Annotated in this window: 14 protein-coding genes and 1 pseudogene; 4 read left to right on the top strand and 11 right to left on the bottom strand. The window is 73.8% G+C overall.

What is annotated here, in order from left to right; translation table 11 throughout:
• The first annotated feature begins 34 nt into the window (after positions 1 to 34).
• Positions 35 to 2,596: a trehalose-phosphatase gene (otsB, locus tag AB0F98_RS08525; RefSeq protein ID WP_357730959.1), complete on the top strand. Its 2,562-nt coding sequence runs from the start codon at positions 35 to 37 to the stop codon at positions 2,594 to 2,596.
• A 205-nt stretch (positions 2,597 to 2,801) separates the two neighbouring features.
• Here otsB and cobA read toward each other — a convergent pair whose 3' ends face one another.
• From cobA to cobC, 3 genes are all read right to left on the bottom strand, one after another.
• Entirely contained in the window at positions 2,802 to 4,031 is a 1,230-nt protein-coding gene (gene cobA, locus AB0F98_RS08520) for a uroporphyrinogen-III C-methyltransferase (RefSeq protein ID WP_357730696.1), read from the bottom strand.
• 112 nt (positions 4,032 to 4,143) lie between these two features.
• Positions 4,144 to 5,244: a nicotinate-nucleotide--dimethylbenzimidazole phosphoribosyltransferase gene (gene cobT, locus AB0F98_RS08515; protein ID WP_357730955.1), complete on the bottom strand. Its 1,101-nt coding sequence runs from the start codon at positions 5,242 to 5,244 to the stop codon at positions 4,144 to 4,146.
• Positions 5,244 to 6,386, bottom strand: coding sequence for an Rv2231c family pyridoxal phosphate-dependent protein CobC (gene cobC, locus AB0F98_RS08510; protein ID WP_357730693.1), 1,143 nt, complete (start codon positions 6,384 to 6,386; stop codon positions 5,244 to 5,246). The genes cobT and cobC overlap by 1 nt, the downstream gene beginning before the upstream one ends.
• A gap of 132 nt (positions 6,387 to 6,518) precedes the next feature.
• Between cobC and AB0F98_RS08505 the strand changes: the two genes are divergently transcribed.
• Positions 6,519 to 8,645 carry a transglycosylase domain-containing protein gene (locus tag AB0F98_RS08505; RefSeq protein ID WP_357730690.1) on the top strand — a complete coding sequence of 709 codons (2,127 nt, stop codon included), beginning with the start codon at positions 6,519 to 6,521 and terminating at the stop codon, positions 8,643 to 8,645.
• 106 nt (positions 8,646 to 8,751) lie between these two features.
• Here AB0F98_RS08505 and AB0F98_RS08500 read toward each other — a convergent pair whose 3' ends face one another.
• Both AB0F98_RS08500 and AB0F98_RS08495 read right to left on the bottom strand, forming a co-directional pair.
• Entirely contained in the window at positions 8,752 to 9,321 is a 570-nt protein-coding gene (locus AB0F98_RS08500; RefSeq protein WP_357730687.1) for a GNAT family protein, read from the bottom strand.
• A complete protein-coding gene (locus AB0F98_RS08495; protein ID WP_357730684.1) occupies positions 9,318 to 10,721 on the bottom strand; it encodes a cobyrinate a,c-diamide synthase in 1,404 nt (467 codons plus the stop codon). Before AB0F98_RS08495 ends, AB0F98_RS08500 begins: the two co-directional genes overlap by 4 nt.
• A gap of 164 nt (positions 10,722 to 10,885) precedes the next feature.
• On the opposite strand from AB0F98_RS08495, the gene AB0F98_RS08490 reads away from it, so the two are divergent.
• The gene (locus AB0F98_RS08490) at positions 10,886 to 11,707 is read left to right on the top strand and encodes an SURF1 family protein (protein ID WP_357730681.1); all 822 of its coding nucleotides are present in this window, start codon (positions 10,886 to 10,888) and stop codon (positions 11,705 to 11,707) included.
• Between the two features lie 46 nt (positions 11,708 to 11,753).
• On the opposite strand, the gene AB0F98_RS08485 is transcribed toward AB0F98_RS08490, so the two are convergent.
• The 4 genes from AB0F98_RS08485 to AB0F98_RS08470 form a co-directional block, all read right to left on the bottom strand.
• Positions 11,754 to 13,337, bottom strand: coding sequence for an ATP-dependent DNA ligase (locus tag AB0F98_RS08485; RefSeq protein ID WP_357730676.1), 1,584 nt, complete (start codon positions 13,335 to 13,337; stop codon positions 11,754 to 11,756).
• Positions 13,338 to 13,457: 120 nt separating this feature from the next.
• The gene (locus AB0F98_RS08480; RefSeq protein WP_355148235.1) at positions 13,458 to 13,664 is read right to left on the bottom strand and encodes a hypothetical protein; all 207 of its coding nucleotides are present in this window, start codon (positions 13,662 to 13,664) and stop codon (positions 13,458 to 13,460) included.
• A 106-nt stretch (positions 13,665 to 13,770) separates the two neighbouring features.
• Positions 13,771 to 15,117, bottom strand: coding sequence for a dipeptidase (locus AB0F98_RS08475; protein WP_357730952.1), 1,347 nt, complete (start codon positions 15,115 to 15,117; stop codon positions 13,771 to 13,773).
• A 105-nt stretch (positions 15,118 to 15,222) separates the two neighbouring features.
• Positions 15,223 to 16,041 (bottom strand): hypothetical protein, encoded by an 819-nt coding sequence (locus AB0F98_RS08470; protein WP_357730949.1) that lies wholly within the window; start codon positions 16,039 to 16,041, stop codon positions 15,223 to 15,225.
• Between the two features lie 414 nt (positions 16,042 to 16,455).
• Here AB0F98_RS08470 and AB0F98_RS08465 point away from each other — a divergent pair, with 414 nt between their 5' ends.
• Positions 16,456 to 16,857: a rhodanese-like domain-containing protein gene (locus AB0F98_RS08465; protein ID WP_357730946.1), complete on the top strand. Its 402-nt coding sequence runs from the start codon at positions 16,456 to 16,458 to the stop codon at positions 16,855 to 16,857.
• A 28-nt stretch (positions 16,858 to 16,885) separates the two neighbouring features.
• Here AB0F98_RS08465 and AB0F98_RS08460 read toward each other — a convergent pair whose 3' ends face one another.
• Both AB0F98_RS08460 and AB0F98_RS08455 read right to left on the bottom strand, forming a co-directional pair.
• On the bottom strand, positions 16,886 to 18,427 hold the full coding sequence (locus AB0F98_RS08460; RefSeq protein WP_357730673.1) for a cobyric acid synthase: 1,542 nt from the start codon (positions 18,425 to 18,427) through the stop codon (positions 16,886 to 16,888).
• A 146-nt stretch (positions 18,428 to 18,573) separates the two neighbouring features.
• Positions 18,574 to 19,545, bottom strand: a pseudogene (locus AB0F98_RS08455) (cobalamin biosynthesis protein); the annotation flags it as partial.
• Positions 19,546 to 19,587 lie beyond the last annotated feature (42 nt).

Here is a 19,587-nt window from a genome sequence, read left to right as displayed (position 1 = left end):
CACCTCTCTGCCCGGTGGCGTCGCCACCGACGTCATGGACCCGGAGCTGCGCACCGCGATCGGCCGGATCGCCCGGGTGCCGCAGCTCCTGATCGCCTGTGACTACGACGGCACCCTGGCGCCGATCGTCGAGGACCCGAGCAAGGCCGTACCCCTGCCCGAATCGGTGGCCGCGATCCGCGCGCTGGCCGCGATGCCGCAGACCACCGTGGCCGTGGTCTCCGGCCGGGCCCTGCGTGACCTGGCCGCGCTGTCCCGGCTGCCCAGCGAGGTGCACCTGGTCGGCAGCCACGGCTCCGAGTTCGACATCGGGTTCGTCGAACGACTCTCGCCCGAGCTGATCGAGATCCGCACCCGGCTGCGGGACGCGCTGCGCGAGATCGCCGCGGCCCACCCGGGCGTCCGGCTGGAACGCAAGCCGGCGAGCGTCGCCGTGCACACCCGCGGCCTCGACCCGCAGATCGCCGGGGCCGCCATCGAGGCGGTCCGCAGCGGCCCCGCGACCTGGGACGGCGTCACCGTCACCCAGGGCAAGGAGGTCATCGAGCTCTCGGTGGTCGCCACCCACAAGGGCACCGCGGTCGACCAGCTGCGTACGCAGCTCTCCGCCAGCGCGGTGCTCTTCATCGGTGACGACGTCACCGACGAGAACGCGTTCGGCAACCTGCACGGCCCGGACGTCGGCATCAAGATCGGCCCCGGCGACACCCAGGCCCAGTACCGGGTCGCCGAGCCGCTCGAGGCCGCCCGCGCCCTCGGCCTGCTGCTGGAGACCCGCCGGCACTGGCTCTTCGGCGAGCGGGCGGTGCCGATCGAGCGGCACTCGATGCTGGCCAACGGCCGCACCGTCGGGCTGGTCACGCCGGAGGCGAAGATCACCTGGCTCTGCCACCCGAAGCCGGACTCGGCGGCGATCTTCGCCGACCTGGTCGGTGGCAGCCCCGCCGGGCACTTCACCGTCTCACCCGAGCGGGGCGGCATCCCGCTGGGCCAGCGCTACCGTCCCGGCACCATGACCGTGGAGACCCGCTGGTCCGGCCTGACCGTCACCGACTGGCTGGACACCCCCGCCAGCGAGACCACGCCGGACGGGCCGGCCGTCATGGGTGGCGACTCGACGCTGATCCGGGTGCTCAGCGGCACCGCGCGTGCGCGGATCGAGTTCGCTCCCCGGCCCGAGTTCGGCCAGGTGGCCGTGCAGCTGCAACCGCTCGACGACGGCCTGCTGGTGCTCGGCTCCAACGAGCCGATCGCGCTCTACTCACCGGGCGTCGAGTGGGAGATCACCAGCGACGGCGTCTACGAGAGCGCCAGGGCGGTCGTCGACCTCCGCGCCATCGGCGGTCAGGCCGTGCTGGAGATGCGCTTCGGCACGCAGAGCCTGGAGCACCACCGGCTGTCGATCCACGAGCGGCAGGCCGCGGCCGAGCAGCCGTGGAAGGACTGGGTGTCGACGCTCCGGCTGCCCAGCACCGCCCGTGACCTCGTCGTTCGCAGCGCCCTCACGTTGCGCGGCCTCTGCCACGAGCCCACCGGCTCGATCCTGGCCGCCGCGACCACCTCGCTCCCCGAGGAGCTGGGCGGCGTACGCAACTGGGACTACCGCTACTGCTGGCTGCGGGACGCCGCGCTGAGCGCCCGGTCGCTGGTCGACCTCGGTTCGACCGAGGAGGCCGAGGGGTTGCTGCGCTGGATCGACGGCGTCGTCGAACGCACCGGCGGGCACCCCGAGCGACTGCACCCGCTCTACACGGTGGACGGATACGAGCTGGGCGCCGAGGCGGTCATCGACACCCTGCCCGGCTACGCCGGGTCCCGGCCGGTACGCGTCGGCAACCTCGCCAACCACCAGCTCCAGCTCGACGTCTTCGGCCCGGTGGCCGACCTGATCGCCGCCGTGGCCGACCTGCGCGGCTCGGTCCGCGAGACGGAGTGGCGGGTGCTGGAGTCGATGGTCGAGGCGGTCAGCCGCCGCTGGCACGAGCCCGACCACGGCATCTGGGAGGCCCGCCTCCCACCCCGGCACCACATCTTCTCCAAGGTGATGTGCTGGATGACCGTGGACCGGGCGCTGCACGTCGTACGGCAGCACGGCGGCGAGGACCGCCCGGAGTGGGTGGACCTGCGCGACCGGATCGCCGCCAACGTGCTGGAGTACGGCTGGCACGAGCACGCCGAGGCGTACAGCGTCGCGTACGGCGACGAGGACATGGACGCCTCCTCGCTCTGGATCGGCCTCTCCGGTCTGCTCCCGGGCGACGACCCGCGCTTCCTGTCCACCGTGCTCAAGATCGAGGCCGACCTGCGTAGCGGCCCGGTGGTCTACCGCTACCACTGGGACGACGGCCTGCCCGGCCGGGAGGGCGGCTTCCACATCTGCACGGCGTGGCTCATCGAGGCGTACCTGCGCACCGGTCGGCGCACCGATGCCGAGGAGCTCTTCACCCAGATGATCGACACCGCTGGGCCGACGGGTCTGCTCCCCGAGCAGTACGACCCGCTCGCCGAGCGTGGTCTGGGCAACCACCCGCAGGCGTACAGCCACCTCGGCCTGGTCCGCTGCGCCCTGCTGCTGGACAACATGCTCAAGCAGTAACCCGAGCACGGAGGAACGGCGGCCGGGGGACGTGTCCCCCCGGCCGCCGTCGCACATCTGGCGTCGCCCGGGCCGGCGTTCCCCGGCCGGCGTCGCGCGTCTGGCGTCGATCATGAAGTTGTTGCTGCGACCCGCCGGGGCGGGCGGCAACAACGTCATGATCACGCACGCCTCGCGGGAGGAGGTGGGGGTGGGGGTTAGGGGGTTAGGGGGTTAGGGCGGTCACTACGTCGCCGATGACCACCACGGCGGGTGGACGCAGGTCGGCGGCCGTGACGTCGGCGGCGACCGCGCCGAGGGTCGAGCGGATCGTCCGCTGCGCGCCCGTGGTGCCCTCCTGCACGACGGCGACCGGGGTCTGCGCGGGGCGGCCGTGCGCGACCAGGGTCGCGGAGATCGCGGCCAGGTTCTTCAACCCCATCAGGATCACCAGGGTGCCGCGGAGCGCGGCGAGCGCGTCCCAGCGCACCAGCGAGGCCGGCGAATCCGGCGCCACATGCCCGGACACCACCGTGAACTCGTGGGCCACCGCCCGGTGGGTGACCGGTACGCCGGCCACGGCGGGCACCGCGACCGCGCTGGTCACCCCGGGTACCACGGTCACCGGCACGCCCGCCGCCGCGCAGGCCAGCAACTCCTCACCACCCCGGCCGAAGACGTACGGGTCGCCGCCCTTGAGCCGTACGACGAACCGCCCCGCCAACGCCCGGTCGACGATGATCCGGTTGATCTCCTCCTGGGTACGGGCCGGCCCGTACGGGATCTTGGAGGCGTCGACCAGCTCCACGTCGGCCCGCAGCTCGTCCAGGAGCAGGCCGGGCACCAGCCGGTCGGCGACCACCACCTCCGCCTCGGTGAGCAGCCGCAGCCCCTTCACCGTGATCAGCTCAGGATCTCCCGGCCCGGCGCCGACCAGGGCCACCCGCCCACCGGGGACGTTCGCCGGGACCCCGGCGCCAACCGGCTCGTTCGACAGTGGCTGCCCCGCAGCCAGCAGGTCGCGCACCGCGTCCCGGACGGTCATCGCCCGGCGCGGGTCGCCACCGCCGAACACCGCCACGGTCACCGGACCGTGCCGGGTCACCGCGGGTGTCCAGGCGGTCGCGGCATCCCGGTCGTCGGCGCGCACACAGAAGATGCGCCGCTGCGCCGCCGCGGCACTGACCGAGGCCGCGGCGAGCGGGTCGTCGATCGCGACCTGGACCAGCCAGGCCCCGTCGAGGTCGGCGGGGGTGAACGGGCGCTCCACCCAGCGCAGCCGGCCGGCGTCGACGTGCGCGCGCAGGGCCGGGGTCAACTCCGGGGCGACCAGCAGCACGTCCGCACCGGCGTTCAACAGCGCCGGTACCCGCCGGGTGGCGACCGTCCCGCCGCCCACCACGACCACCCGCAGCCCGGCCAGCCGCAGCCCGAGCGGGTACGGGGCCGCGCTCACGCCGCCACCCCCGCCGCGACGCGCGACGCCGACAGCGCGCCACTCTTCCCGCCGACTGCCGGACGGCTTCGAGGCACGTTGCCGGGCTGCTCGCCCGACCCGCTCCGCCCGTTCACTTCTCGGCCACGCCCGCGGAGTCGAACGTGGCCACCTCGTGCAGCACCCGGACCGCCCCGGTGACCACCGGCAGGGCCAGCAGCGCGCCGGTGCCCTCGCCGAGGCGCAGCCCGAGGTCGATCAGCGGCTCGAGACCGAGTCGCCGCAGCGCGAGCGTGGCGCCGGGCTCGGCCGAACGGTGCCCGGCGACCATCGCGCCCACCGCGTCCGGGGCGAACACCGCGGCGGCCAGCGCGGCGGAGCCGGCGATCACCCCGTCCAGCAGCACCGGGACCCGCCGCGCGGCCGCGCCGAGGATCAGCCCGGTCAGTGCGGCGTGCTCCAGGCCACCGACCGCGGCCAACACACCCAGCGGGTCACCGGGGTCCGGCCGGTGCCGGTCCAGCGCGGTCCGCACCACCTCGACCTTCCGCCGGTACGTCGGATCGTCCACGCCGGTGCCCCGCCCCGTCGCCTCGGCCGCGTCCGCGCCGGTGAAGGCCGCGATCAGCGCGGCGGCCGGAGTGGTGTTTCCGATACCCATGTCGCCGGTGAGGAGGATGCCGGCGCCGGCCCCGATCAGCTCGTCGGCGACCCGGATACCCGCCTCCACCCCGGCCCGGGCCTCGTCGCGGGTGAGGGCGGCGGTCAGCGTGAGGTCCCGCGTGCCGCGCCGGACGGTGGCGCCGACCAGCCGGGGCACGGCCGGGTCGAGCGGGACGACCGCACCGCCGGAGACCGGGTCGGCGGGAGCACCGGGAATCGGGGTGGCCACGCCGACGTCGACGACGGTGACCCTGGCACCCGCCTGCCGGGCGAACGCGTTGACGACCGCGCCGCCGGCCAGGAAGTTGGCGATCATCTGGGCGGTCACCTCCTGCGGCCAGGGGCTCACCCCCTGGGCGTGCACGCCGTGGTCGCCCGCGAAGATCGCCACAGCGGGAGCGCCCGGCAGCGGGGGCGGACAGGCGCCGGCGAGGCCGGCGAGGCGTACCGACAGCTCCTCCAGGGCGCCGAGCGAACCGGCCGGTTTGGTCAGCCGCCCGTGCAGCTCACGAGCCTCGGCCATGGCGGCCTCGTCCAGCGGCTCGATCGCCGCGATCGTGCTCTCCAGCATCATGCCTCCAGGATCTCGCCCAGTACCCGGGTGAAAGCGTCGGTGGTGGCCCGGTCCCGGACGGCCACCCGCAGCCAGTCGGGCCCGAGACCGGGGAAGGTGTCGCCCCGGCGTACCGCCCAACCGCGCTCGCGCAGTCTGACCCGGACCGCTGCGGCGCCCGGCAGGTGGATCAGCACGAACGCGCTCGCCGGCCGGCCGGCGACGCGTACGCCCGGCAGGTCGGCGAGGCGGGCGACCAGGTGGTCGCGGTCGGCGGTGAGCTGCGCGGCGATGGCGCGCTCGGCCTCGACGGCGACGGGGCCGGCGCAGGCGGCAGCCGCCGCCAGCGCGGGCGAGGAGACCGGCCAGAGCGGCTGTACGGCGGCGAGCCGGGCCAGCAGCTCCGGCGCGCCGAGCAGGTAGCCGATCCGGAGTCCGGCCAGTCCCCAGGTCTTGGTGAGGCTGCGCACCACCAACAGACCGGGCAGATCGCGGCGGGCGGCGAGCGACTCGGGCTCGCCGGGCCGGCCGGGGGCGGCGGTCGTGTCGGCGAAGGCCTCGTCGACCACCAGCACCCGCCCCGGCCGGGCCAGCGCGGCGACGTCCCCCGCCGGATGCAGCACGGAGGTGGGATTGGTCGGGTTGCCGATCATGACGAGGTCGGCGTCGGAGGGAACCCGGGCCGGGTCCAGACGGAAGCCGTCGGCGGCGTCGAGCAGGACCCGTTCGACCTGGTGCCCGGCTGCCCGTAGCGCCGCTTCCGGTTCGGTGAACTGCGGATGTACCACCACCGGACGGCGTACGCCGCGCAGCGCCTGGGCGATCAGCACGAACCCCTCGGCGGCACCGGCGGTGAGCAGCACCTCGTCCGGGTCGCGGTCGTGCCGGGCGGCGACCGCGGCCCGGGCCGGCTCGGACTCCGGGTAGCTGGCGAGGTCGGCCAGCGACTCGGTGATCGGTCCGGCGAGCCACGGCGGCAGCGGTGCCCGCCGGACGTTGACCGCGAGGTCCACCAGCCCCTCCCTCACCTCCACGTCGCCGTGGTGGCCGAGGTCGTGCTCGGGGTGAGCGGCCGGGTCGATGACGTCGGGGCCGGCCGGGTCGCCGGCGCGGACTGGGACTTCGACGCCCGGGACTGTCCCGCTCGGCTGACCACGCATGCCCGCGATCCTGCCGGGAAGGCAGCGTGTGGGACAGCTGATCACGGCGTGGGCCGCGTCACCACCCATTCGCCGTACGGCCGTTTATGAATTCTTCTCATTTCCGAATCGGAAATGTCATAGCTTGACCGTGTGAGCAACCGACCCCTTGCTGCCGCTGGTCGTACCGTTCCTCTTCTCCGCGCCGGCCTCATCGCCGGCATCGTGATCGCCGCCCTCGCCTATCCCCTCGCCGCCGTCACCGGGTTGGGCGCGAAGGCCACCGCGCACGCCACGGAGCACAAGACCAGGCTGCTGGCCAAAGCCCTTCCCGCCGAGACCTCGTACCTCTACGCACCGGACGGCAAGACCATGCTGACGATGTTCTACGAGGAGTACCGGCAGTACACGAAGCTGTCGGACATGTCGCCGAACATCCAGCAGGCCATCGTGGCCGCCGAGGATTCGCGCTTCTACCAGCACAAGGGCGTCGACCCGAAGGGCGTCGTCCGGGCCTTCGTGGCCAACGCCCAGGCCAGCGGGGTGTCCCAGGGCGCGTCCACGCTGACCATGCAGTACGTCCGGATGGCGCTGCGGGACAGCGCGACGACCCCCAAGGAAGTCCAGGAGGCCACTCAGCAGACCAGCCTGCGCAAGATCAAGGAGATGCGGCTGGCGCTGGACCTGGAGAAGGAACTCAGCAAGGAAGAGATCATCGAGCGCTACCTGAACTCGGCGTACTTCGGGCACCGCGCGTACGGCATCTACGCGGCCAGCGAGATCTTCTTCTCCAAGACCCCCAAGGACCTCACGCCGGTCGAGGCGGCGACACTCGCCGGGCTGGTCAAGTCCCCGAGCCAGTACGACCCGGCGACCTCGGACCAGAAGGAGGCCACCGCGCGGCGCAACTACGTCCTCGACCGGATGTCCCAGCTGGGCTACCTCTCCCCGGACGCGGCCACGTCGGCCAAGGCCGAGCCGATCCGGCTCAAGCTCACCAACCCGCCGAACGACTGCGCCGCCGTGCCGGAGAAGTTCAACAGCTGGGGCTTCATCTGCGACTACCTGAAGAACTGGTGGAGCTCGCAGCCCGCGTTCGGGCAGAACCGGCTGGAACGGATGGACAAGCTGCGCCGTGGCGGCTACCGGATCGTGCTCAGCATCGACCCGAAGATCCAGGAGGCGGCCGAGAAGAACCTCGGGGCCGGTACCGGCAGCCCGTTCGCCAACGGCATCGTGCTCAGCGAACCGGGAACCGGACGGGTCAAGGCGATGGCGGTGAACCGGACGTACTCGCTCGACCTGAGCGAGAACCCGCCGAGCTCGAACCCGGAGGCCGGGCCGAAGGTGAAGGCGAACTACCCGAACACGGTGGCGCCGCTGCTCGGCGGTGGTGACCTGCCGGGCTACCAGGCCGGGTCCACGTTCAAGATGTTCCCGATGCTGGCCGCCCTCAACGAGGGGATGCCGCTGTCCACCTCGTTCAACGCGCCGCACCGGTACCAGTCGGCGATCTACGACGGGTGGGCGCCGACGAACGCGAGCGGCGCGATGACCGGCATGCAGACCATGTGGTCCGGCTTCGGCAAGTCCGTCAACACGTACTTCGTCTGGCTCGAGGAGCGGGTCGGCGCGGACAAGGCGGTACGCCTCGCCGAACAGCTCGGGCTGCGCTGGCGTACCGACGTCGACCGCGAGCAGGCCTCCCCGTCCAAGGTGAAGAAGTGGGGTGCGTTCACCCTGGGTGTCTCCGACGCCACCCCACTCGAGATGGCGAACGCCTACGCGGCGGTCGCGGCGGACGGCCGGTACTGCGAGGCGATGCCGGTGCAGGGCATCTTCAACCGGGACGGCACACCGGCGACGTACACCACCGCCTCCGGGATCAGCCGGGAAGTTGCCAAGCCGCGCTGCCGGCAGGTGGTGACCGCCGACGCCGCCCGGGCGGCCACCGACGCGGCGCGCTGCCCGACCGGGGACACCCCGGCGCGGGGAGGCTGCGGTGGCTGGTCGACGGCGGACAGCGTGCGAGGCACGGTCGGACGGCCGGTGGCCGGCAAGACGGGTACCACGGACAGCACCCGGTCAGCCTGGTTCGTGGGATACACACCGGAGCTGGCGGCGGCGAGCTTCATCTCCGATCCGGACAACCCGTTCAACGCGGTCGGTGACGGCCAGTCGCAGATCCCGGTCAACACGGTCGCGGAGACCCTGCGGGACGCCCTGAAGGGCAAACCGACCCGCGAGTTCACCCCACCCAGCGACGCCATCGTCGGCTGACCGCCCCGCCCCTCCCGGACCCGATGATCATGAGTTGGCGGCGCGGAATCGGACAGGTCCGCCCGCTGACCTCATGATCATCGGCGGAATCGAGGCGGTCAGTCGATCAGTGGAGATCGGCGGCCACGAAGGACCACAGTTCCAGGTCGGCCCGGGCACCGCGGACGTAACCGGCGTTGCGGAGCAGGCCCTCGTAGCTGAAACCGGCCTTCTCGGCCACCCGCCGGGACGGCGTGTTACCGGGCGCCACCCGCAGTTCGACCCGTTGGAAGCCGTGCTCCAGGATCAGCGCGATGGCCACCGCGTCCACCGCCTCGACAGCCAGCCCGAAGCCACGCGCGTGCGGCGCCATCGCGTACGAGATCTCGGTGAGCCGGGCGCCCCAGTCGGTACGCCGGGTCCAGAGGCAACCGACCAGCTGGGCGTCCTCCCGGCGGATCACCCCGTAGTGGTCGCCGTCGCCACTGTCCCGCCGCTGCCGGGCCAGGTCCGTGCACCAGGCGAGCCCGTCGATCGGGCCGGAGTCGTCGGCGAGCGGCAGCCAGCGCCGGGTCAGCTTGTCGGCGAAGATCTCCCCGGCCGCCGCCGCGTCCACCTCCCCCAGCTGCCGCACCTCGGTACGGGGCGTGGAGACGGTCAGCGCCGGGAAACGGCGCACCGCGACCTGACCGATCACGCCGGCACCCCACCGGGCCCGGCCGGCACCAGCGCGGACGCGGGCTCTGCCGCCGCGGCGGCCACCAGCCGGGTGGCGATCCCCGGATGGCCCGCCCAGTTCAGGGCCAGCTGCGAGGCGTGCACGTTACGCCAGACGAAGCCCTCCGCCGGGCCGCCGTCCCAACTCCACGCCGGACGCCGGCCCGCCCGCGGACTGAGCACCGCCCGGTGCTCCTTGTGCCCGACGAGCACCGCGCCCTCCGCGGCGACCACGCTCGTGGTACGGGCCGTCGCCGTCCGGTAGCCGACGACCAGGCCGTCCCGGCTGGCGCCAACCGCGTCCAGCACCCCGCACATCGGCAACCCGTCGAGCTCCCGCGCCAGCCAGAGCAGGCCGGCCCCCTCGGCGATGACCGGCCGACCGGTACGGGCCAGCTCGGCGACCGCGATGCAGAGGCGCCGGTTCGCCGACAGCTGTTCGGCGTACGACTCGGGAAGCGCCCCGCCGACGATCAGCGCGCGGGTGCCCGGCGGGAGCGCCTCGTCGCGCAGCGGGTCGAGCATCACCACCTGGGCGCCGGCCGCCCGCAACAGCTCGGCGGTCTCCGGCGTGCTGTAGCTGCCGCCCGAGGCCCCGGCCAGCGCGACCACCGGGGGATCCGCCGGGACGGCCGGGGCGGCCAGCGCCCCGCGGGGCGACCAGGCCACGGCGGGCAGGGGCGGAGCGGACCGGGCCAGCCCGATCAACCGCTCCAGGTCCACGGTCGCGGCGACCGCCTCCCCCAGGCGGCGTACCGCCCGGCTCGCCTCGCCGGAGCCGTCGATCACCGGCACCACCCCGTGCCGCCGATCGGGCAGCACCGCGGGCAGGTCCTGCCGGCGCAACGCCCCGTAGACCGGCACCCCGGCGTCGTCGAGCGCTTCCCGCAGCATCGCATCGTGACGGGAGGAGGCCACCCGGGTGAGGATCACGCCGCCGAGCCAGAGCTGCTCGTCGTACGACCGGAAGCCGTGCACCAGGGCGGCCACTGACTGCCCCATCGCCGCGACGTCGACGACCAGCACCACCGGGCTGCGCAGCGCGGTCGCCACCGCGGCGGTGGAGTCCTGGTCGGGGCGACCGGTGACGCTGTCGTACAGCCCCATGCTGCCCTGGACCACGGCGAGGTCGGCGCCCTCGGCGCCGTGGGCCAGCAGCGGGGCGAGCCGGTCGGCGCCGACCAGCAGGGGGTCGAGGGTACGGCCGGGACGGCCGGCGGCCAGCCCGAGGTAGGCGGCGTCGACCCGGTCCGGTCCGACCTTGAACCCGGCGACCTCGACATCGCGGTCGGCGAGCGCGGCGAGCAACCCGATCGTCAGCGCGTTCCTGCCGTGCCCGGAGGACGGCGCGCTGAGCACCAGGCGCGGCACGACGGTCATCATCGACTCCTCGGGTGCAGCGGGTACGCGGTTGCGGGCCCGTGGGAGCGGTTCGCCCGGTGACGATACCGGCCCACACCGGTGGACGAGCGACACGCAACGGCCCTGTCGCGCCCCGCAGCCGGACCATCGCGGGCAGTGGTGCCGGTCATACGGGTAGCCTCGTGGCTGTGTACCGGTTCCTGCTGACTCCGCGCTGGCTCGGCTATCTGGCGCTGGCCCTGGTCGCCGCCGTGGTGATGGTGTTCCTGGGTAACTGGCAGCTGGACCGCTACCGCGGACGCACGGAGATCAACGAGCGGATCGACGCGGGCCAGCGGATGACCCCGGCGCCGTTGCGCGACGCGCTGCCCGCCCCCACCGGCGGCGCGGGCACGGCCGGTCCGGCTCCGGCCGAGGAGAAGGTCTACACCCGGGTCACCGTCACCGGCCGGTACGACGCGACGAACACGGTGCTGGTCCGCGGTCGCACGGTGGACAGCCGGGTCGGGTTCGAGGTGCTCACGCCGCTCGTGCTGCCCGACGGCAGCGCGGTGCTGGTCGACCGGGGCTGGATCCCGCCGGCGCCGGGCGGGGCGACCGCCCGACCGGAGGTGCCCGCCGCCCCCACCGGCGACGTGACGGTGGTCGGCCGGGTGCACGAGAGCGAGAGCCGTCCCGGCCCGGTCGAACGGCGCGACGGGCGGTTGGAGACCCGCCGGATCGCCGTCCCCCGGCTGGCCGGCGAGTTGCCGTACCCGGTCTACGGCGCGTACGTGCTGCTGGACGAGCAGACTCCCCAGGCCGACCCGACCTTCATCGCGGTACCGGTCGGGCACACCAACAACTGGCAGAACCTCGGCTACATCGTGCAGTGGTGGCTCTTCGCCGTGATGACGCTGTTCGCCTACGGCTGGGCGGCCCGCCGGGAGGCCCGAAGGGCAGCGGGCCTCGACGCCCGGCCGGTCGACCGGGCCGCCGAGCCGGCACCGAGCACCCCGGTCTGACGGCGGGTCAGCCGCTCGACGGGCCGGCGGGCGCAGCCCCCGGTGCTCAGGCGGTGGGGCGACCGGCGTGGATAGCCCGGACCGCATCGATGGTGTCCGCCTCGGCGGCCGTCTTGTCCGTGCGGTAGCGCACCACCCGGGCGAAGCGCAGCGCCATCCCGCCCGGGTAGCGGGAGCTGGTCTGCACCCCGTCGAAGGCGATCTCGACGACCTGCTCGGGGCGAACACGCACCACCCAGTCGCCCTTCTCCACGGCCAGGTCGAGGAACCGTTCGGTCTGCCAGCGCAGCAACTCGTCGGTGAGGCCCTTGAACGTCTTGCCGAGCATCACGAACTCACCGGTGCGCGGGTCGCGGGCGCCCAGGTGGAGGTTGGACAGCCAGCCCTGGCGTCGGCCGCTGCCCCACTCGACCGCGAGCACCACCAGGTCGAGCGTGTGCCGGGGCTTGACCTTGACCCAGGCCGCGCCGCGCCGGCCGGCGTCGTAGGGCGCGTCCGGCGCCTTGACCACCACGCCCTCCTGGCCGGCTTCGATCGCCGCCGCGAACGTCGCGCCCGCCTGCTCCGCGTCGTCGACCAGCACCCGGCCGACCAGCAGCGACTCGTCGACCGCGCCGGCCAGCGCGGCCCACCGGTCGCGGCCGGGCAGGTCGATCAGATCGTCGCCGTCGAGGTGCAGCAGGTCGAAGAAGTAGGGCGTCAGCACCGTCTGGCCGGTGGCTTCGGCCGCGGCGAGCACTGCGGGAGCGACCGGCGTGCGGCCGGAGGTGCTCGGTGTGGTGCGCCGGGCGGCGCGGCTCGAGGTCTGCTGGAACGGCAGGGGCCGCCCGGCCTCGTCGAGCCCGATCGCCTCGCCGTCGAGGACCAGCTCCCGGGCCGGCAGGGCGCGCACCGCGGCCACCACCTCGGGCACCCGGGAGGTGATCTCGTCGAGGCTGCGCGTGAACACGGCGATGTCCTGGCCGGAACGGTGCACCTGGATCCTGATGCCGTCGAGCTTGACGTCGACCACCGCAGGCGTACCGGTCGCGGTGAGCGCCTCGTCGACCGAGGGCGCGCTCTGCGCCAACATCGGGGCCAGCGGGCGCCCTACCTGGAGACCGAACCCGGCCAGCGCGGCGGCGCCCCCGTCGAGCGCGGCCACCGCGACCGTGCGCAGGTCACCGGAGAGCAGCAGAGCCCTTCGGACGGCCGCCACCGGCACTTCGGCGGCCCGCGCGATGGCGTCCGCGAGCAGCCCGGCCTGAGCACCCTGGCGCAGCTCGCCGCTGAAGAGGCCGGTCAGCAGGCGTTGCTCCTCGGCCGTGGCCGCTGCGTAGAGCGCGCCGAGCAGCGCCCGGCGGCGGGCCTGCGAACCGGCGCCGTGCACCGCCGCGATCCGATCGATCTCCGCGTCGACGGCAGCCACCGTCAACGTCGGTTCGGCGGTGGGTGGGGGGAGGTCGCGCAGGCTCGCGTAGCCCACGCCGGTCTGCCGCTGCCGCAGCTCGCCGGCGAGCCAACCGGCGCCCGCCGGCACCTCGGCCGGGTCGAGCGCCCGCAGCGCGCCGGCCAGCAGCTCCACCTTGGCCCGCCGGCCGCTGGTGGCGGCCACGGCGGCGGAGGTGGCTGCCAGATCGAGGAACCGCACGAGTTCATCCTGCCAGCCACCTCCGACACCACCCGGGCATTGCCGTGCCCGGGAGCTGACGAACCGCCACCGCCCCGCCGGCCGGGGCGGTGGCGCCCCAGTGCCGGCGGAGCCGCATGGTCAGGCCGAGACGGGCTCCTCGATCCGGAGCCCGCGCGCGCGGACCTCATCGGCGACCCGGGTGAGCATCGAGTCGAGTGCGACCAGAGCTGCGGAGAGCTCACCGAGCTGTTCCTTGAGCGTGTCCTCGGGCCACGCGGAGACGTCGACGTCCCCCAGAGCGCTGACGGCGGCCTGCAACCGGGCCATCACCTCGTTCGTACTCATGTTCGAAAGGCTATACCAGTTGCGCGTACGACACGCCGTAAAGTCCAGAATCGACCGCGCCGTTACGGTTTCGACGCACGCGCTCGCTTCGGGTTCGACACCCGCCCTAGCTTCGGGCCGTCTCCGCGACCTTGCCGAGCAGCAACGCCTCGGCGAGGCAGACCCGGGCGAACTCGCCCAGGTGCAGGCTCTCGTTCGGCCCGTGCGCCCGGGCGTGCGGGTCCTCCACACCGGTCACCAGGATCGCGGCCTGGGGGAACATCTCCTGGAACGTGGCGATGAACGGGATCGAGCCGCCCACCCCGATGTCGACCGGGTCGGTGCCGTCCCAGGCGGCGCGGAAGGCCGACCGGGCGGCGTCGAACATCGGGCCGGTCGCGTCGATCACGCACGGGTCCCCGTCGTGTTCGAAGGTGACCGTCACCTGGGCGCCCCACGGCGCGTGCTTCTCCAGGTGGGTGCGGACCGCCTCGTACGCCCGCTTCCGGTCGTCGCCGGGCGCGAGCCGTACGCTGAGCTTGGCCTTCGCGGACGGCACCAGCGCGTTCGGCGCCTCCCCGGTGGCCGGCGCGTCGATGCCGAGCACGGACAGGGCCGGCTTGGTCCAGAGCCGGTCGGTGAGCCGGCCGGTGCCGATGAACTCCACGCCCTCGACGACGCCGGCCTCGGCGCGGATCCGCTCCTCCGGGTAGTCGACCGTCGCGCCCTCCTGGCCGACCAGCCCCTCGACGGCGACGTCACCGGCGTCGGTGTGCAACGTGGCGAGCAGCCGCACCAGGGTGGTCAGCGCGTCCGGGACGGGGCCGCCGAACATGCCGCTGTGCACGGCCTGTCCCAGCGTCCGGACCTCGACGAAGCAGTTCACGATGCCGCGCAGCGAGGTGGTCAGCGCCGGTACGCCGACGTCCCAGTTTCCGGAGTCGGCGATCACGATGACATCCGAGGCGATCTCGTCGCGGTGCTCCTCGAGCAGCCGCTCCAGCGAGTCGGAGCCGTACTCCTCCTCGCCCTCGATGAACAGGACCACGCCGACCGGCAGCCGGTCGCCGTAGGCGCGCAGCGCGGCCACGTGCGCCATGACGCCGGCCTTGTCGTCCGCCGCGCCCCGGCCGTAGAGCCGACCGTCGCGCTCGACCGGCTCGAACGGGTCCGACTCCCACAGTGACAGGTCGCCGACCGGCTGCACGTCGTGGTGCGCGTAGAGGAGCACCGTCGGCGCGCCGGGCGGGGCCGCCTTCTTTCCGATCACCGCCGGCTGCCCGCCGGAACGCGCGATCTTCACGTCCAGGCCGCAGCCGCGCAGCAGCTCGGCCACCGCCTCGGCGGAGCGCTCCACGTGCGAGTGGTCGAAGCCGTCGAACGCGATGCCGGGGATGCGGACGAGGCGTTCCAGGTCGGCGCGGACGCCGGGCAACTCCCGCTCGACGGCGGCCCGCACCTCGGACTCGGACATGATCGGTGTGGTCATGACCGGCATCGTATTCCGGCCTTACGGCTGCCTGCCGCCTGGGCCGCGAAGCCGGTGGCCCGGCGCCGTCGGCACGGCCGCCCGGACCGGTCAGCCGAGACGCACGTAGTAGCGGGTGCGATCGTGCGGCAGCCCCGGCGCGCCGTCGACCACCAGGTCGGCGTGCTGGGCCGTACCGTCGGCGGCGAAGTGCGCCGACTCGCCGGCGTGCCAGCGACGCAGCTCCGGCAGGATCTCCGGCCCGTCCCGAGCGACCGCACGGGCCAGCCGCAACGGCGCCGGCGCGGTGACGAAGACGGCAAGGGTCAGCTCCGGACGTGCCGCCGCCCGCGCCGTGCTCACCCCCTCGACGATCAGCACCGGGCCGACCGGCACCGGCACCGCGTCGGGCAGGAAGCTCCGCCGCACCCAGCTGTACCGGTGGTACGCGCCGGCCCTACCGGCGCGCAGCGGCGCCAGTACCCGCGCCTCGAGCCGGGTCCAGAAGGTGAGCTGATCGTCCCAGCCGTCGAGCAGGTCGTCGGTGTGCACCACGGGCGGCCGGGCATCAGCGTGCAGTGCGGTGAGGGCGTCCGCGAGGTGCGCCGCGAACCGGCTCTTGCCCGCGCCACTCGGCCCGTCGATCGCCACCATCCGGGTACGCCCCAGCCGCGCCGGGCCGGCGAGCACCCGCCGGGCCAGTTCGGCGTACGCCTCGACGACCGCGACCGGGGTCGCGCGGCCGAGTGCTCGGTCCACCGGCGCGGGGTCGGGGCGGGCGATGTGCGGCACCGCGCCAGTATGCGGGCGGGGCTCGAGCTCTCGGCAGGCTCCTGGCGGGCTGGCGCGGCTTTGCGCGGGCGGCGGGGCCGAGCGCACCGGCTGACGCGGGGTCACGCGGGTTGACGCGGATTGGCGGCCGACCCGCATCAGCTCGGCCACCAGCCGTCACGCGACGTCACTGTGCAGGCCGGGACCGACACCCCTTCTCGCTCCCTTTGCTCTGCACCCCAATACGCACCAAACGCGCTGTGTCACTCCGGCTGGACGACACCTCGGCAACCATTCCGCGTTCCAGCAGGTCACAGTGGTGGCGCGTCCGCAGGTGCGGAGCAAAGCATCGGAATGGGATGCACTGCATTCCGCAGTCAGTAACGCTCCGCTACATCACGAAAGTGATGCCCGAGGGCACGCTCCCGGTCGGTCGTGTCCCCGTTGGGAGTACCGGCTCAGCAACCACTTGTCACGTCCGGGGGAATCACGTCACCCGCCGGTTGGCACCGATCTGTTCACCCGGCGGGGCAGCCGGCAGCTGGGCATGATCGGGAGGTGCTCCGTGACGTGATGAGCCCCGGTGTCGAGGCCCTGCTGGAACAGGCCCGCTCCGGGCTGCAACGGTTGACTCCGCACGAGACCGTCGCGGCGGTGCGTGGCGGTGCGCTGCTGATCGACACCCGCGCCGAACGCCATCGCCGGGAGCAGGGCGACCTGCCCGGCGCGATCGTCATCGATCGGACGGTGCTGGAATGGCGGCTCGACCCAGCGAGCCCTTGGCGCATCCCGGAGGCCACCGGCTACGACCGGGAGATCGTGGTGGTGTGCCGGCACGGCTACAGTTCCAGCCTCGCGGCGGCGAGCTTGCAGACGCTGGGGCTGCGGCGGGCGACCGACATGATCGGCGGCGTCCAGGGCTGGATCTCCGCAGGTCTGCCCCTCTCCGAGCACCCCGCCGACGTACGCCCCTGACCTGTCGCGCCGCCGCCCCGGTCCGCGCCTACCCGGGTGGGGCGCCCGGCGGTATGAACGGGAGGCCCGGGGGTGGACCGGTCTCGATGAGACGCCAGAGCGCGTCGGTGTCCAGGTGCTCCTCGACGAGGTCGCCGAGCACGTCCAGCGAGCGTTCCCTGGCGGCCGCGAAGGAGGTGTCGGCGGCGACCCGGAATCCGTGCCGCCCGGCGAGCCGAGCCGCGTCGGCGAGGAACCGGCGACGGAACCCGTCGGACTCGAAGGCACCGTGCCAGTGGGTGCCGGTCACCGCACCGAGCACCATTCCCTCGCCGCTGCCGTCGGCGCAGGTGATCAGCGGGGCGACCGCCGGGTCGGCCGACGACACGTACCCGTGATGGATCTCGTACCCACGGACCGGCAGGTCGGGAGCCGCGGTGCCGACCGACTGCCGGACGGTCTTACGCTGCTCGAAGCCGATCTCCAAGGGGAGCAGGCCGAGGCCGGGGACGGTGCCCAGTCGGCTCTCCACCGGATCGTGGATCGACCGGGCCAGCATCTGAAAACCGCCGCAGATGCCGAGCAGGGGCTTTCCGGCTGCCGCGTGGGCCAGCACCGCGTCGGCGAGACCGGTTTCGCGCAGCCAGGCGAGGTCCGCCACGGTCGACTTGGAGCCGGGCAGGACGACCAGGTCGGCGGCGGCCAGCTCGGCCGGCTCCACGGTGAGCCGTACCCGCACGCCGGGCTCGGTGGCGAGCGCCTCGACGTCGGTGGCGTTACTGATCCGGGGCAGCCGTACCACGGCCACGTCGAGCCACTCGGTGCCGTGCGGGGTGGCCGGTCGACCGAGCACCTGGCCGTACGCGAGGGAGTCCTCGGCATCCAGCCAGAGGTCGAGCGACCAGGGCAGCACCCCGTACGTGGGGCGGCCGGTGACCCGGTGCAGCATGTCCAGCCCGGGGCGGAGCAGACCGAGGTCACCCCGGAACTTATTGATCACAAAGCCGGAGATCAACGCCTGGTCGGCCGGGTCCAGCAACGCGACCGTGCCGAACATGGATGCGAACACGCCACCGCGATCGATGTCGCCGACCACGATGGCGGGCCATCCGGTGTGTCGGGCCAGCCCCATGTTCACGTAGTCACCGGCACGCAGGTTGATCTCGGCCGGGCTGCCGGCGCCCTCGCAGATGACCACGTCGTACGCGGCTCGCAACTCGGCGAGGGCCGCGTACGCGGTCTCCGCCAGCCGGGGTCGCAGCTCGCGGAAGGTGCCCGCGGTGACGGTGTCGACCGCCTCGCCGAGCAGCACCACCTGGCTGGCCAGATCGCTGCCCGGTTTCAGCAGCACCGGATTGAAGCGCAGGTCGGGGGCGAGCCCGCAGGCGGCGGCCTGCATCGCCTGGGCCCGGCCGATCTCGCCGCCCCGCCCGTCCGGCCCGACCACCACCGCCGAGTTGTTGGACATGTTCTGCGCCTTGAACGGCGCCACCTTCACGCCCTGCCGGTGCAACCAGCGACAGATGCCTGCGGTGAGGACACTCTTGCCGGCGTCGGAGGTGGTGCCGGCCACCAGCAGGCCCCCACTCATCGCCGCCACCCGCGCCCGGCCGCCGCCCTGCCGACGATGGCGGCAGGCGGACCACCGGCCCTGTCGTCCCGCACCGGGCCGGACGGCGCGGGACGGGCGCCGACCGGCCGGCCGACGCGCCGCACAGCCCGTGGCAGTGTGTGCAGGACCCGGCGGCCGGCAGCGGAGACCAGCCGCCCGGCGGTCAGCGGATAGGCGGCCGCCACTGCGAGAGCGAACAGCCCGACCGCGCCGGAGATGCGGGCGGTGCGGGCGAGGTGTTGCGCTTCGGGACGTGGACCGTCGCCGAGGAACGGCCGGACCTCCGACCGGCCGAAGTAGACGTTGCGTCCACCGAGTCGTACCCCGAGCGCCCCGGCCATCGCCGCCTCGCACTGGCCGGCGTTCGGGCTGGGGTGGTCGTTGCGGTCCCGCCGCCACACCCGCCACGCCCGCTCGCGGTCGCCGTCCGCGTGCGGGGCGACGGCCACGGTGAGCAGCCCGGTCAGCCGCGCCGGCACCAGGTTGAGCAGGTCGTCGAGCCGGGCGGCGGGCGTGCCGAACCGGGCGTACCGGGGAGAGCGGTGCCCCACCATCGCGTCGAGCGTGTTCGCCGCTCGGTAGCCGAGCAGACCGGGCAGTCCCGCCACCGCGCCCCAGATCAGCGGGGCGACCACCGCGTCGGAGGTGTTCTCGGCGACCGACTCGACGGTGGCGCGCGCCAGCTCCGGCTCGTCCAGGCTCGACGGGTCACGACCGCAGAGGTGGCTCAGCCGCTGGCGGGCGGCCGGCAGGTCGCCGTCGCGCAGCGCCCGACCCATCACCTCGGCCTCGTGCCGCAGCGTACGGCCACCCAGCACGGTCCAGGTGCCCGCCGCGACGAGGGCCGCCCGAGCGATCGGCCGGTGCCGGGTGGCCGCCGTCGCCGCCACACCGAGCAGCACCGGCGCGCCGACGGCCAGGGCGGTGAACGCGGCCCCCGCGCCCCGGTTCGGGCGGTAGAGGCGCCGTTCCAGCGCGCCGGCCGCCCGGCCGTATCCCGCCACCGGGTGCCACCGGCGCGGGTCGCCGAGCAGCCTGTCCAGGGCATACCCCGCCACCAGTCCCGCCGCGTTCGCCAACGGCGCCGCCTGCCGCACGTGTACCACCTCCGGCCGGCCAGCCTAGACGAAAGCCTTCTT

This window comes from Micromonospora sp. NPDC023737, from assembly GCF_040639715.1.
In the GTDB taxonomy this organism is placed as follows: domain Bacteria; phylum Actinomycetota; class Actinomycetes; order Mycobacteriales; family Micromonosporaceae; genus Micromonospora.
This window is presented reverse-complemented; position numbering and strand designations above follow the sequence as displayed.

Bases quoted from the DNA above. Each gene is read 5' to 3' on its own strand.
- otsB (WP_357730959.1), top strand. From the start codon at position 35: ATGGACCCGGAGCTGCGCACCGCGATCGGCCGGATCGCCCGGGTGCCG.
- cobT (WP_357730955.1), bottom strand. From the start codon at position 5,244: ATGCTGGAGAGCACGATCGCGGCGATCGAGCCGCTGGACGAGGCCGCC.
- cobC (WP_357730693.1), bottom strand. From the start codon at position 6,386: ATGCGTGGTCAGCCGAGCGGGACAGTCCCGGGCGTCGAAGTCCCAGTC.
- AB0F98_RS08495 (WP_357730684.1), bottom strand. From the start codon at position 10,721: ATGACCGTCGTGCCGCGCCTGGTGCTCAGCGCGCCGTCCTCCGGGCAC.
- AB0F98_RS08480 (WP_355148235.1), bottom strand. From the start codon at position 13,664: ATGAGTACGAACGAGGTGATGGCCCGGTTGCAGGCCGCCGTCAGCGCT.
- AB0F98_RS08475 (WP_357730952.1), bottom strand. From the start codon at position 15,117: ATGTCCGAGTCCGAGGTGCGGGCCGCCGTCGAGCGGGAGTTGCCCGGC.
- AB0F98_RS08470 (WP_357730949.1), bottom strand. From the start codon at position 16,041: ATGCGGGTCGGCCGCCAATCCGCGTCAACCCGCGTGACCCCGCGTCAG.
- AB0F98_RS08465 (WP_357730946.1), top strand. From the start codon at position 16,456: ATGAGCCCCGGTGTCGAGGCCCTGCTGGAACAGGCCCGCTCCGGGCTG.
- AB0F98_RS08460 (WP_357730673.1), bottom strand. From the start codon at position 18,427: ATGAGTGGGGGCCTGCTGGTGGCCGGCACCACCTCCGACGCCGGCAAG.